General features: G+C 65.5%; 11 protein-coding genes. 4 read left to right on the top strand and 7 right to left on the bottom strand.

Annotated elements, in window-relative coordinates; genetic code table 11:
- Positions 1-19 precede the first annotated feature (19 nt).
- The gene (argJ, locus tag EV147_RS00200) at positions 20-1,246 is read right to left on the bottom strand and encodes a bifunctional glutamate N-acetyltransferase/amino-acid acetyltransferase ArgJ (protein WP_130389132.1); all 1,227 of its coding nucleotides are present in this window, start codon (positions 1,244-1,246) and stop codon (positions 20-22) included.
- Between the two features lie 172 nt (positions 1,247-1,418).
- Complete coding sequence (gene secA / locus EV147_RS00195) at positions 1,419-4,211, bottom strand: preprotein translocase subunit SecA (RefSeq protein WP_130389131.1); 2,793 nt, start codon at positions 4,209-4,211, stop codon at positions 1,419-1,421.
- A 345-nt stretch (positions 4,212-4,556) separates the two neighbouring features.
- Here secA and EV147_RS00190 point away from each other — a divergent pair, with 345 nt between their 5' ends.
- From EV147_RS00190 to EV147_RS00180, 3 genes are all read left to right on the top strand, one after another.
- On the top strand, positions 4,557-5,060 hold the full coding sequence (locus tag EV147_RS00190) for a DciA family protein (RefSeq protein ID WP_130389130.1): 504 nt from the start codon (positions 4,557-4,559) through the stop codon (positions 5,058-5,060).
- 160 nt (positions 5,061-5,220) lie between these two features.
- Complete coding sequence (locus EV147_RS00185; protein ID WP_130389129.1) at positions 5,221-6,393, top strand: M20 aminoacylase family protein; 1,173 nt, start codon at positions 5,221-5,223, stop codon at positions 6,391-6,393.
- Between the two features lie 38 nt (positions 6,394-6,431).
- Positions 6,432-7,136, top strand: a complete 705-nt coding sequence (locus EV147_RS00180; protein ID WP_130389128.1) for a hypothetical protein — start codon at positions 6,432-6,434, stop codon at positions 7,134-7,136.
- A 71-nt stretch (positions 7,137-7,207) separates the two neighbouring features.
- On the opposite strand, the gene lpxC is transcribed toward EV147_RS00180, so the two are convergent.
- Positions 7,208-8,125, bottom strand: coding sequence for a UDP-3-O-acyl-N-acetylglucosamine deacetylase (gene lpxC / locus EV147_RS00175; RefSeq protein WP_130389127.1), 918 nt, complete (start codon positions 8,123-8,125; stop codon positions 7,208-7,210).
- Positions 8,126-8,288: 163 nt separating this feature from the next.
- Complete coding sequence (locus EV147_RS00170; protein ID WP_130389126.1) at positions 8,289-8,795, bottom strand: peroxiredoxin; 507 nt, start codon at positions 8,793-8,795, stop codon at positions 8,289-8,291.
- 49 nt (positions 8,796-8,844) lie between these two features.
- Between EV147_RS00170 and EV147_RS00165 the strand changes: the two genes are divergently transcribed.
- Positions 8,845-9,108, top strand: a complete 264-nt coding sequence (locus EV147_RS00165) for a hypothetical protein (protein WP_130389125.1) — start codon at positions 8,845-8,847, stop codon at positions 9,106-9,108.
- Positions 9,109-9,189: 81 nt separating this feature from the next.
- On the opposite strand, the gene ftsZ is transcribed toward EV147_RS00165, so the two are convergent.
- The 3 genes from ftsZ to EV147_RS00150 all read right to left on the bottom strand — a co-directional run bounded on the left by ftsZ (position 9,190) and on the right by EV147_RS00150 (position 12,652).
- Entirely contained in the window at positions 9,190-10,386 is a 1,197-nt protein-coding gene (gene ftsZ / locus EV147_RS00160; RefSeq protein WP_130389124.1) for a cell division protein FtsZ, read from the bottom strand.
- Between the two features lie 140 nt (positions 10,387-10,526).
- Positions 10,527-11,759 (bottom strand): cell division protein FtsA, encoded by a 1,233-nt coding sequence (gene ftsA, locus EV147_RS00155; protein WP_061955279.1) that lies wholly within the window; start codon positions 11,757-11,759, stop codon positions 10,527-10,529.
- The gene (locus EV147_RS00150) at positions 11,756-12,652 is read right to left on the bottom strand and encodes a cell division protein FtsQ/DivIB (protein ID WP_130389123.1); all 897 of its coding nucleotides are present in this window, start codon (positions 12,650-12,652) and stop codon (positions 11,756-11,758) included. The genes ftsA and EV147_RS00150 overlap by 4 nt, the downstream gene beginning before the upstream one ends.
- Positions 12,653-12,655 lie beyond the last annotated feature (3 nt).

Genomic DNA, 12,655 nt, shown 5'->3' with positions numbered 1-12,655 from the left:
ATTACGATTCCTGCACTGCTCAGGAACGATAGTCGGCGTTGATCGACACGTAGTCGTGCGACAGGTCGCAGGTCCACACAGTGGCTTCTGCGTCACCCCGGCCCAGCGCGATGCGCACGGTGATCTCGGCCTGCTTCATCACGCACTGGCCATCTTCCTCGCGGTAGTCGGGGTTGCGGCCACCGTCGCGGGCCACCCAGACGTCATCGAGCCACAGGTTCACGCGATTCACGTCGAGATCGTCGACACCGGCGTAGCCCACTGCGGCCAGGATACGGCCCAGGTTGGGGTCCGACGCATAGAACGCGGTCTTGACCAGCGGCGAGTGGGCCACGGCGTATGCGATCTGTCGGCATTCGGCCACGTTCCGGCCGCCTTCCACGCGGATCGTCATCAACTTGGTGGCGCCCTCGCCATCGCGCACGATCATCTGCGCCAGTTCCTGGGCCAGGCTGGTCACGGCGTCGCGCAGCGCCTCGAAGGCCGCGCCCCCGGCGCTGGTCACCGCGGCGCCAGACTGGCCCGAGGCGATCAGCACGAAGGAATCGTTGGTCGAGGTATCGCCGTCAATCGTGATGCTGTTGAACGAGTGGTCGGCCGCATGCGACACCAGCGCCTGCAGCACCGGCTGCGCCACGGCGGCATCCATCGCAATAAAGCCAAGCATCGTCGCCATGTTCGGGCGGATCATGCCTGCACCCTTGCTGATGCCGGACATCGTCACGGTCTTGCCGTCGATCTGCACCGTGCGCGAGGCCGCCTTCGGCTGCGTGTCGGTGGTCATGATCGCTTCGGCCGCGGCCAGCCAGTTGTCGGCACGCGCGTTGGCGATGGCCGCCGGCAGCGCGGCGGTCAGGCGGTCCACCGGCAGTTTTTCGAGGATCACGCCGGTCGAGAACGGCAGCACCTGGCTGGCGGCGATGCCGAGCTGCTTGCCCAGCGCCTCGCACGTGGCACGCGCGGCGGCCAGGCCCGGCTCGCCGGTACCGGCATTGGCGTTGCCCGTGTTCACCACCAGCGCGCGGATGCCGGCGCCAGCCGCCAGATGCTCGCGGCAGACCTGCACCGGGGCGGCGCAGAAGCGGTTCTGCGTGAACACGCCCGCCACGGTGCTGCCCTCGGCCACTTTCACCACGAGCACGTCCTTGCGGTTGGCCTTGCGTATGCCGCCCTCGGCCCAGCCGAGTTCGACGCCAGCGACGGATTTCAGGTTTGCTGCCAGCGGCAGGGGCAAGTTCACGGGCATTTGCGTTCCTTTACGGGACTCAGACTGTGGCGGCGCCGTGGCCGCGATGCTGTCTGATTCGGACTTTTCTGACGAACATGCCCGCTTGAACGGCAGTCCAAGCGGGCATGTTCGGGTTATCGCGAGGTGCGGCGCGCCAACTCCCGCGCGCCGGCTCCTCCTGCGGCAGGCTTCAGCTCAGCCGGCCGTGGCACTGCTTGAACTTCTTGCCCGAGCCGCACGGGCACGGGTCGTTGCGGCCGACCTTGGGCATGCCGGCCAGCGCGACATCGTCGGCACCCATGGCCGCGGCAGCCGCCAGCGCAGCACCGCTGCGCGGCGCGGCCTGCTCGACCGGCTCGGCGCCGCCAGCGAAGTCGTCATGCTTGTACTGCACGTTCGCCAGGTGCGACAGACCTTCCTCGATTTCCTCGGACGCCTGCTCCAGCTGCTCCGGCGACTGGATCTGCACGTTGAACACCACGCGCGTCACCTCGCTCTTGATCACGTCGAGCAGGCGGGCGAACAGTTCGAACGATTCGCGCTTGTATTCCTGCTTCGGATCCTTCTGGGCATAGCCGCGCAGGTGGATGCCCTGGCGCAGGTGGTCCAGCGCGGCCAGGTGCTCGCGCCAGTGCGTGTCGATGCTCTGCAGCATGACCGAGCGCTCGAAGCCGGCAAACGACTCGCGGCCGACCTGGGCGATCTTGGCGTCGTACGTCTCGCGCGCGGCCGTCATGATCATGTTGAGCAGTTCTTCGTCCTCGATGCTCTGCGCGCCCTCGATGGTCTTGGCCAGCGGCACGTCGAGGTTCCACTCCTCGCGCAGGCGCTGCTCCAGGCCGGCGATGTCCCACTGCTCCTCCATGCTCTCGGCCGGCACGTAGTCGCGGAACATCTCCACCAGCACGCTTTCGCGCAGGTTGGCCACCATGTCGCCCACGTCCTGCGCTTCGAGCACGTCGTTGCGCAGCTTGTAGATTTCCTTGCGCTGGTCGTTGGCCACGTCGTCGTACTGCAGCAGTTGCTTGCGGATGTCGAAGTTGCGGCCTTCCACCTTGCGCTGCGCCGATTCGATCGAGCGCGTGACGATACCGGCCTCGATCGGCTCGCCCTCGGGCATCTTGAGGCGTTCCATGATCGCGCGCACGCGGTCGCCGGCGAAGATGCGCAGCAGCTGGTCGTCCAGCGACAGGTAGAAGCGCGACGAGCCCGGATCGCCCTGGCGGCCGGCACGGCCGCGCAGCTGGTTGTCGATCCGGCGCGATTCATGGCGCTCGGTGCCCACGATATGCAGGCCGCCGGCGGCCTTGACCTGCTCGTGCAGCGATTGCCACTCGTCCTTGAGCTGGGCGATCTTCTCGGCCTTCTCGGCGTCCGACAGGCTCGCGTCGGCCTCGATGAAGCCCGACTGCTTCTCCACGTTGCCGCCCAGCACGATGTCGGTACCGCGACCGGCCATGTTCGTGGCGATCGTGATCATCTTCGGACGGCCCGCCTGGGCCACGATCTCGGCCTCTCGCTCGTGCTGCTTGGCGTTCAGCACCTGGTGCGGCAGCTTCTCCTTGTTCAGGAGATCCGACAGGTACTCGGACGTCTCGATCGAGGTCGTGCCCACCAGCACCGGCTGGCCGCGCTCGTGGCAGTCGCGGATGTCGCGCACCACGGCATCGTAGCGCTCCTTCGACGTCTTGTAGATCTGGTCCTGCAGGTCCTTGCGCTGGGCCGGGCGGTTGGTCGGGATCACGACCACTTCGAGGCCGTAGATTTCCTGGAACTCGTAGGCTTCGGTGTCGGCCGTGCCGGTCATGCCGGCCAGCTTCTCGTACATCCGGAAGTAGTTCTGGAACGTGATCGTCGCCAGCGTCTGGTTTTCCTGCTGGATCGTGACGCCTTCCTTGGCTTCCACGGCCTGGTGCAGGCCGTCGGACCAGCGGCGGCCCGTCATCAGGCGGCCCGTGAATTCGTCGACGATGATCACCTCGTCGTTCTGCACCACGTAGTGCTGGTCGCGGTGGAACAGGCTCTGCGCGCGCAGGGCGGCGTAGAGGTGGTGCATCAGCGTGATGTTCTGCGGCGCGTAGAGCGATTCGCCCTCGCCGATCAGGCCCTGGGCGGCCAGGATCTGCTCGGCCTTCTCGTGGCCGGACTCGGTCAGGTAGACCTGGTGGCCCTTCTCGTCCACGTAGTAGTCACCCGGCTTCTCGACGCCCGTGCCATCGGACTTTTCCTCGCCGATCTGGCGCTCCAGCAGCTTCGGGATGCCGTTCATGCGCTGGTAGAGATCGGTCTGGTTCTCGGCCTGGCCCGAGATGATCAGCGGCGTACGCGCCTCATCGATCAGGATCGAGTCCACTTCGTCGACGATCGCGTAGTGCAGCGGACGCTGCACGCGCTGCGACGGGTCATAGACCATGTTGTCGCGCAGGTAGTCGAAGCCGAACTCGTTGTTGGTGCCGTAGGTGATGTCCGCGTTATACGCCACCTGCTTCTGGTCATGCGGCATCTGCGACAGGTTCACACCCACCGACAGCCCCAGGAAGTTGTACAGGCGCCCCATCCACTCGGCGTCACGCTGGGCCAGGTAATCGTTCACGGTCACCACGTGCACGCCCTTGCCGGTCAGCGCATTGAGATACACGGCCAGCGTGGCGGTCAGCGTCTTGCCTTCGCCGGTACGCATTTCCGCGATCTTGTTGTCGTTCAGCACCATGCCGCCGATCATCTGCATGTCGAAGTGGCGCATCTTCATGACGCGCTTGCTGGCTTCGCGGCAGACGGCAAAGGCCTCGGGCAGCAGCGATTCGAGCGACTCGCCGCCGGCGTGGCGCTGGCGGAAGGTCTCGGTCATGCCGCGCAGGTCGTCGTCCGACAAGGCGGCGAACTTCGGCTCCAACGCGTTGATCTGCGCCACCGTGCGGCGATATTGCTTGATCAGCCGCTCGTTGCGGCTGCCAAAGACTTTCTTGAGAAGGCCCGTGATCATCGAGTGCTTTCACCTGCGCGAGCACCCGGCAGGAACCGGGTCGACCGAGCGCGAGGAATGGGTAGATTGGCGCAAAACGCCGAGTTTATCATGTGCCGATGACCTGACCCGGCCTATTGCCAGCACAGAATCTGTGCATCTGCAACAGCCCTGGCACGGTCGACGGACGCGCTGCCAAGGAGGTTGGGACGTTGCCGGCCGCTTCAATGTTCCGCACCCACACTTTGGCAGGGGGGACGGCGGGTTCAGCGGATGGCCGTGCGGTTCAGTGGGCCGGGGCGCGGCCAGCATGCGGCCATCGCGTCCCGTCTCTGTCCGGGCAGGATTGCACGCTAGAATGCACGCATGCGCTTGTTCACCCATCACGCCCTCCAGACCCCTGCCGCCAAGCCATTGCAAGATTGGCTGGCGAAGTCCGGACCGGTTTCCACGCTGATGCAGACAGCCCGGCAACTGGCCTCGCTGGAAGCGGAAGTCTTCGCGCTGCTGCCCGCAGGCATGCGGGCCGGTATCGCGGTGGCTGGCGTGAAAGCCGATGGCCGGGGACCGCAGACCGAGCAGACACTGCTGTTGCTGGCCGCGCATGGTGCGGCGGCGGCCCGGGTCCGGCAGGTGGTGCCGACGCTACTTACCCGGCTGCAACAGCGTGGGTCGCAGGTTACGGCAATCCGTGTGCGCGTTCAACCAGAGGTGGGCCGGGGCGACTGGGACACCGGTCCGGTCGAGCGCAAGGCGCGCACCGCCAACATTCCCCCGGCCGGACTGCACAGCATGCATGCCCTGGCGCACAGCCTCGAGGACTCGCCGCTCAAGGATGCGGTGCAGGCGCTGCTGGCCCATCACCGCTGAGGCGCATGCCTTTTTGACGCATCTCGACAGATCGCCAACCGGGCCGGCACGGATCGGCACGGCTTGATCCCGCACAAGGAAGCGCCCCCGCAATCGCCGCATTCTTTTCCCTAGCTTCACTCCGTGAACCACGTCAGCTACAGACCAAGGGAAAGCGACCATGTATCAAGGCATCCTCAAAGCGATTGCAGACAGCGAAGACAAATACGTCAAGCTCCGGCACGACATCCACCAGTTTCCCGAAGTTGGCTTCTCGGAGACCCGTACCAGCGACCTGGTGGCGGAGATGCTGGCAGGCTGGGGATACGAGGTACACCGCGGCCTGGCCAAGACCGGCGTGGTTGGCACGCTGAAACTCGGCAACAGCGGGAAGCGCCTGGGCATCCGCGCCGACATGGACGCGCTGCCGATGACCGAGAACAGCGGCAAGCCGTGGAGCAGCACGGTGCCGGGCAAGTTCCACGGCTGCGGCCACGACGGCCATACCGCGATCCTCCTGTGCGCGGCCGAGTACCTGGCCAGGACCCGGAATTTCGACGGCACGCTGCACCTGATCTTCCAGCCCGCCGAGGAACTGCTCTACGGCGGCAAGGTCATGCTCGACGACGGCCTGTTCGAGAAATTCCCGTGCGACGCGATCTTCGCCATGCACAACATGCCGGGCTTCAGGGAGGGCGAGTTCTTCTTCCGGGACGGTGCCTTCATGGCGTCGTCCGACACGCTGCATATCGAGGTCAGCGGCGTAGGCGGCCACGGCGCGATCCCCGAGAAGGCGATCGATGCCACGCTGGTGGCCTGCCACATCGGCACGGCGCTGCAGAGTATCGTCTCGCGCAATGTCTCGCCGTTCGAGGCGGCGGTGATCACCATCGGCAGCATCCAGTCCGGCGAGGCGCCCAATATCATCAACAGCAAGGCGCTGATGAAGCTCAGTGTCCGCTCGCTCAATCCCACCGTTCGCCTGCTGCTGCTCAAGCGCATCGGCGAGGTGGCCCAGTTGCAGGCGCAGAGCTTTGGCGCCACGGCCGAGGTCAAGCACGTCAACGGCAGCCCGGTGCTGGTCAACGGCAGCAGCGCGACCGAATTCGCAGTGCAGGTGGCCCGCGATGTATTCGGCCCCGACAAGGTGCACACCGATGCGCCCCAACTGCCGGGCAGCGAGGACTTCGCGTTCATGCTCGAAGCCAATCCGAATGGCTGCTACATGCTGATCGGCAGCGGCGACGAACCAGGCTACTGCATGGTGCATAACCCCGGCTACGACTTCAACGACAAGTGCCTGGTGCCTGCCGCCGCCTACTGGTGCGCGATCACCGAAAGCTATCTGAAATAACCCCGCGGGCCGTTCACGTATCGAGAGGGGTTTTTCCGATGAAGAAGCAGGATCTGGCGCTGTTGGCACTGCTCTGCCTGATCGTGGTGCCGTTTTTCGTATCGGCCGACGTTCTGGACGCCTACAAGCGCTTCAACGGCCAGCACGGCATGGTGATGGCGTTCGTGAAGTTCGGCATCCTTGCCACGCTTGGCGAGGTGATCGGGCTGCGTATCCGTACCGGCAGCTATCTGAAGAAGGGCTTTGGCATTCTGCCGAAGATCGTGGTCTGGGGTGTCCTCGGCCTGTTTATCAGCATGGCCTTCAAGGTGTTCGCGGTGGGTTCGCCCCATTTCGCCGAATACCTGGGCATCGACGGCGTGGTGGCCGCGATGGATGGCGAGTTTACGATGCTGAAGCTGGTGGGGGCGCTGATCATCAGTAGCCTGCTCAACCTGATCTTCTCGCCTGTCATGATGACGGCGCACAAGATCACGGACATGCATATCGCCCGGTATCAGGGATCGCTGCGGGCGCTGGTGCGGCCCATCGCGGTCGGGGAGCACCTGAAGACGCTGGACTGGCAGACCCAGTGGGGCTTCGTGTTCAAGAAGACGATCCCGCTGTTCTGGGTGCCCGCCCACGGGCTGACGTTCCTGCTACCGCCCGACTCGCAGATCCTGTTTGCGGCGGTACTCGGTGTGGCGCTCGGGATCGTGCTGGCGATCGCCGGGCCCAAGCCCGTGTCCGCACAGCCGGCCTGACTACCTGAAACGGAAAAAGCCCCGCGTGCTACCGAGCGCGGGGCTTTTCCATTGGACCAACGATCAGGCCATCAGGCGAAGGCCGGCTGGACTTGCGGCAGGAAGGCGGCGGGCGCTTCCTCGACCTTGTCGAACGTGACGAATTCATAGGCTTCCTGGTCGGCCAGCAGCGCGCGCAGCAGCTGGTTGTTCAGGCCGTGGCCGGACTTGTGCGCCACGTACGAGCCGATCAGCGGATGGCCAACCACGTACAGATCGCCGATCGCGTCGAGGATCTTGTGGCGGACGAACTCGTCGCCATAGCGCAGTTCCTCGTTGTTGAGCATGCGGTGTTCGTCGAGCACGATGGCATTGTCCAGGCTGCCGCCGCGCGCCAGGCCCATCTCGCGCAGCGCTTCCACCTCGTGGGCGAAGCCGAACGTGCGGGCCCGCGCGATCTCGCGGACGTAGCTCGTGTCGCCGAAATCGATCGTGAAGGTCTGGCCGGTCTTGTCGACGGCCGGATGCCGGAAATCGATCGTGAACGCGAGCTTGAAGCCGAAGAACGGTTCGAGGCGGGCCAGCTTGTCGCCCTCGCGCACTTCCACGGCTTTCTTGACGCGGATGAAGCGCTTGGCGGCCGGCTGCTCCTCGATCCCGGCCGACTGCAGCAGGAACACGAACGAGGCGGCGCTGCCGTCCATGATCGGGATTTCCTCGGCATCGACATCCACATAGAGATTGTCGATACCCAGGCCGGCGCAGGCCGACATCAGGTGTTCGACCGTCGAAACACGGGCGCCGTCCTTCTGGAGCACCGACGCGAGGCGGGTGTCGCCGATGGCGGATGCCGCGACCGGAATCTCCACGGCCTCGGGCAGGTCCACGCGGGTGAACACGATGCCGGCATCGGCAGGAGCGGGTCGCAACGTCAGCGTCACCTTGCGGCCCGAGTGCAAACCAATGCCGACCGTCTTCACCAGGGATTTGATAGTGCGCTGTTTGAGCATTGCGGCCTCAACTATTATAAAAAGCTATTGGGCGTGAAATCTAATAACGGGATGCTACCACCAACCGGTGTACTGCGCTGCACCAAACTGTTTCCGGCTGTTAGACATGTTAATGAAGCGCCCAATAAGACACTTCAGTGACCCCTTTGCTGGCCGCTTCGTATCAGGGGCGCAACGCTTCCAGTACGGATTCGGCGCTGCTGACCTGAAACGCGCCCGGTTCTTCAACGAACAGGTGCGCCACCACGCCGTCCTCGATGACCATCGCGTACCGTTTGGCGCGCACACCCAGGCCGCGCTGGCTCAGGTCCTGATCCAGTCCGAGCGCCCTGGCCCACTGGGCGGCGCCGTCGGCCATCATGCGGACCTTGCCGCCGGCATTCTGTTCGCGGCCCCAGGCGCCCATCACGAAAGCGTCGTTGACCGAGTGGCACCAGACTTCGTCCACGCCGGCCGCGCGCAGTTCATCGTTGAGGCGGACAAAGCCCGGCACATGCTTGGCCGAACAGGTCGGGGTGAACGCGCCCGGCAGGCCGAACACGACGATCGTCTTGCCCTTCACGAGGTCGGCAACCGGAAACGCGTTCGGGCCGAGCGCGCAACCGCCCGCTTCCGTGTCGAAGAATTCGTACAGCGTCGCGTCCGGGACGCGCTGGCCAACGGCGATCATGGGATTGTGCCCTCTTGGTGGAAACCCTGCCTGCATCATAGAGACTGACATGACCGCGACCAAGTCCGGTGCGCGGTACGTGCTTCAGGCGTTACTTCAAGCTGAAAAGGAAACCGCCGCGCGGCGCGTCTTCTGGACGCGCCGCGCGGACGAGTACATCCCGCCGCCCGGAGGGCGGGAGATGAGTCCGGGGAGGCGGCCGATGGCCCGCCTGTCCCGGCAGCGGGATGCGATGGACGACATGAGGCGCGGGCGCGGCGCAGCCGGGCGCGCTGACGAGGGCCGTCAGTCCTGGCAATCGCCGAGCGGATAGGGAGCGCTCGGGCGACGCGTGATGGACCGTGGAGAACCCGCCAGGCGCGCGGCCGCTGCCGCCGCCCTGCCGGAGCCCAACTCAGTCTGCCTGCTTGCGCAGGAAGGCCGGGATGTCGTACGTATCCACACCCTTTTCCTGCAGCGCCGCCACGTGGGCCGATGCCGACTCACGCGAGCTGCGCCACACTGCCGGCGTATCCAGGTTGCTGTAGTCCGGCGCGGCGTGCGCGTGCGACGTGGCAACGCCCATGCCGGCCATCATCTGCACCGGGATGTTGTCCGTGCCAGTCTTCAGCAGCGTCATCGGCTGCTGCTTCTTGGCCGAACGGCCCAGGCCCGTGGCCACCACGGTCACGCGCAGCGCGTCGCCCATCGAGTCGTCGTACACCGTACCGAAGATCACGGTCGCATCTTCCGCGGCATAGCTGCGGATCGTGTTCATGACTTCCTTGGTTTCCGACAGCTTCAGCGAGCGGCTGGCCGTGATGTTGACCAGCACGCCACGCGCGCCGGACAGGTCCACGCCTTCCAGCAGCGGGCTGGCCACGGCCTGCTCGGCCGCCAGGCGGGCGCGGTCCACGCCGGACACGGTAGCCGTGCCCATCATGGCCTTGCCCTGCTCGCCCATCACCGTCTTCACGTCCTCGAAGTCGACGTTCACCAGACCGTCGACATTGATGATTTCGGCAATGCCAGCCACGGCGTTGTGCAGCACGTCATCCGCGCACTGGAAGCACTTGTCCATCTCGGCGTCGTCGCCCATGACTTCGAAGAGCTTCTCGTTGAGCACGACGATCAGCGAGTCAACCGACGATTCCAGCTCGCCCGAGCCATGTTCGGCCACCTTGGCGCGGCGTGCGCCTTCGAAGTCGAACGGCTTGCTGACCACGCCCACGGTCAGGATGCCCATTTCCTTGGCCACCTGCGCCACGATCGGGGCAGCACCGGTGCCGGTACCGCCGCCCATGCCGGCAGTGATGAAGACCATGTGCGCGCCGCGCAGGGCGTCGGCGATCTGCTCGCGCGCCTGTTCGGCACAGTTGCGGCCCACCTCGGGCTTGGCGCCGGCGCCCAGGCCCGTATTGCCGAGCTGCAGCACGCGCGAGGCGCTGGAGCGCTTCAGTGCCTGGGCATCCGTGTTCATGCAGATGAATTCCACGCCCTGCACGCCACGGCTGATCATGTGCTGCACGGCGTTGCCGCCCGCACCGCCCACGCCCACCACCTTGATGATGGTGCCGTCCTGAATCTCCGTTTCAATCATGTCAAAGTCCATCACTGCCTCCGAGAAAAATCAGTCCCCAAACGCTGCGGCCTCCCCGCCGCAACCCTTGGTTCCTGAACAAGAAACCATCGAATAACTACATGGCCAACATGGCCGATACCACTACGAAACCTTCCTGACACGCGCCGGCTTCAGAAGTTGCCGACGAACCATTCCTTCATGCGTGTCCAGACCTGCTTGACCTGTCCGCTCTGCACCGCCACCTTGCGGCCGCGCATGCGTTGCACGCAGCCTTCCTGCAGCAGCCCCATCACCGTGGAGTAGCGCGGGCTCTTGACCACCTCGTGCAGGTTGCCGCGGTACTCGGGCACGCCCACGCGCACGGGCTTCAGGAAGATGTCCTCGCCCAGTTCGACCATGCCCGGCATCATCGCCGTGCCGCCGGTGATCACCACGCCCGACGACAGCAGTTCCTCGTAGCCCGATTCGCGCACCACCTGGTGCACCAGCGAATAGAGTTCCTCGATACGCGGCTCGATCACCGCTGCCAGCGCCTGCCGGCTCAGCGTGCGCGTGCCGCGGTCGCCCACCCCGGGCACCTCGATCATGTCTTCCGGATCGGCAATCGCCTGCTTGGCGATGCCGTACTGCATCTTGATATCCTCGGCATCGGGCGTCGGCGTGCGCAGCGCCATGGCGATGTCGTTGGTGATCTGGTCGCCGGCGATCGGGATCACGGCCGTGTGGCGGATGGCCCCTTCGCTGAAGATGGCGATGTCGGTGGTGCCGCCGCCGATGTCGACCAGCACCACGCCCAGCTCCTTCTCGTCCTCGGTCAGCACCGCCAGGCTCGACGCCAGCGGCTGCAGGATCAGGTCGTGCACTTCCAGCCCGCAGCGACGCACGCATTTGACGATGTTCTGGGCCGCGCTGACCGCGCCGGTCACGATGTGCACCTTCACTTCCAGGCGGATGCCGCTCATGCCGATGGGCTCGCGCACGTCCTCCTGGCCGTCGATGATGAATTCCTGCGTCAGGATGTGCAGGATCTGCTGGTCGGTCGGGATGTTGACCGCCTTGGCGGTCTCGATCACGCGGGCGACGTCGGTCTGGGTGACTTCCTTGTCCTTGATGGCCACCATGCCGCTGGAGTTGAAGCTGCGGATATGGCTGCCGGCGATACCGGTGAACACCTCGGCGATCTTGCAGTCGGCCATCAGTTCGGCCTCCTCCAGCGCGCGCTGGATCGACTGCACGGTGGCTTCGATGTTGACCACGACCCCCTTCTTCAGACCCTTGGACTCGGACTGGCCCATCCCGATGACCTCGTAGCTGCCGTCGGGGCGCAGTTCCGCCACCACGGCCGCCACCTTCGAGGTGCCGATGTCGAGACCGACCAGTAGGTCCTTGTATTCCTTGCTCATCGACTTTTCTCCGCGTTCTTGCTCTTGAGTCGCGTCGGATTGTTGTTGGTAGTACCGGCCGAAGCCGCCTGGGGCGCTGCCGCTGCCGCCTTCGCCGCCGCCTTGGCCGCCGCGGCGGCCTGGGCATCGGTCAGGAAGCGCACGTTGGCCGCGCGGATCGCAAAACCATTGGGGTAGCGCAGGTCGGCGTACTCGATCTGCTTGCCCCACTGCTCCGTCAACTGTGGCCACGACGCCACGAAGCGCTTCACACGCGCCTCCATGGCGGCGCGGTCGTCCTCGTTCTGTTCGCGGCCGAACTCCACCACCAGCCCGTTCGACAGCCGGGCGCGCCAGGCATAGCGCCCCGACAGCGCCACCGACAGCGGCTCGGCCTTCATCGGCCGGAACCATTCGCGCATGATTTCCAGCTTGCCGACCACGTCTTCCTCGCTGTCGGGCGGGCCGTCCAGCGCCAGCAGCTGCGCGTCCTCTTCGGCCTCGGCCGTGTTGGCGACGAACACCTCGCCGTACGTATTGATCAGCCGGCCGGTATCGGCCCCGCCCCAGGTGCCGAGCGCCTCGTGCTCCTCCACCTGCACCGCCAGCCCGTTCGGCCATTCGCGGCGCACGCTGGCATGGCGCACCCATGGCACGGACTCGAATGCCTGGCGGGCGGCGTTCAGGTCGAGCGTGAAGAAGTTGCCCGACAGCTTGCCCAGCGCGTTGGCGCGCACGCTCGGCGCGTTCACGTGCCGCAGCGGGCCGCCCTCCATCGACGTCAGTTCCACGTGGGTGATGGCGAACACGGGCCGCTGCGCCAGCCACAGCAGGCCGGCGCCGAGCGCCATGAGCGCCACCAGCGCGTAGAGCGCTGAGGCGATCAGGTTGAGCAGGCGCGCGTTATGCCACATGGT

The organism is Cupriavidus agavae, assembly GCF_004217045.1.
GTDB lineage: Bacteria > Pseudomonadota > Gammaproteobacteria > Burkholderiales > Burkholderiaceae > Cupriavidus > Cupriavidus agavae.
This window is presented reverse-complemented; position numbering and strand designations above follow the sequence as displayed.

What these genes read in the sequence shown, in the direction of transcription:
- argJ (WP_130389132.1), bottom strand. Translation starts at nt 1,246, where the DNA reads ATGCCCGTGAACTTGCCCCTGCCGCTGGCAGCAAACCTGAAATCCGTC.
- secA (WP_130389131.1), bottom strand. Translation starts at nt 4,211, where the DNA reads ATGATCACGGGCCTTCTCAAGAAAGTCTTTGGCAGCCGCAACGAGCGG.
- EV147_RS00190 (WP_130389130.1), top strand. Translation starts at nt 4,557, where the DNA reads ATGCGCTTGTTCACCCATCACGCCCTCCAGACCCCTGCCGCCAAGCCA.
- EV147_RS00185 (WP_130389129.1), top strand. Translation starts at nt 5,221, where the DNA reads ATGTATCAAGGCATCCTCAAAGCGATTGCAGACAGCGAAGACAAATAC.
- EV147_RS00180 (WP_130389128.1), top strand. Translation starts at nt 6,432, where the DNA reads ATGAAGAAGCAGGATCTGGCGCTGTTGGCACTGCTCTGCCTGATCGTG.
- lpxC (WP_130389127.1), bottom strand. Translation starts at nt 8,125, where the DNA reads ATGCTCAAACAGCGCACTATCAAATCCCTGGTGAAGACGGTCGGCATT.
- EV147_RS00170 (WP_130389126.1), bottom strand. Translation starts at nt 8,795, where the DNA reads ATGATCGCCGTTGGCCAGCGCGTCCCGGACGCGACGCTGTACGAATTC.
- EV147_RS00165 (WP_130389125.1), top strand. Translation starts at nt 8,845, where the DNA reads ATGACCGCGACCAAGTCCGGTGCGCGGTACGTGCTTCAGGCGTTACTT.
- ftsZ (WP_130389124.1), bottom strand. Translation starts at nt 10,386, where the DNA reads ATGGACTTTGACATGATTGAAACGGAGATTCAGGACGGCACCATCATC.
- ftsA (WP_061955279.1), bottom strand. Translation starts at nt 11,759, where the DNA reads ATGAGCAAGGAATACAAGGACCTACTGGTCGGTCTCGACATCGGCACC.
- EV147_RS00150 (WP_130389123.1), bottom strand. Translation starts at nt 12,652, where the DNA reads ATGTGGCATAACGCGCGCCTGCTCAACCTGATCGCCTCAGCGCTCTAC.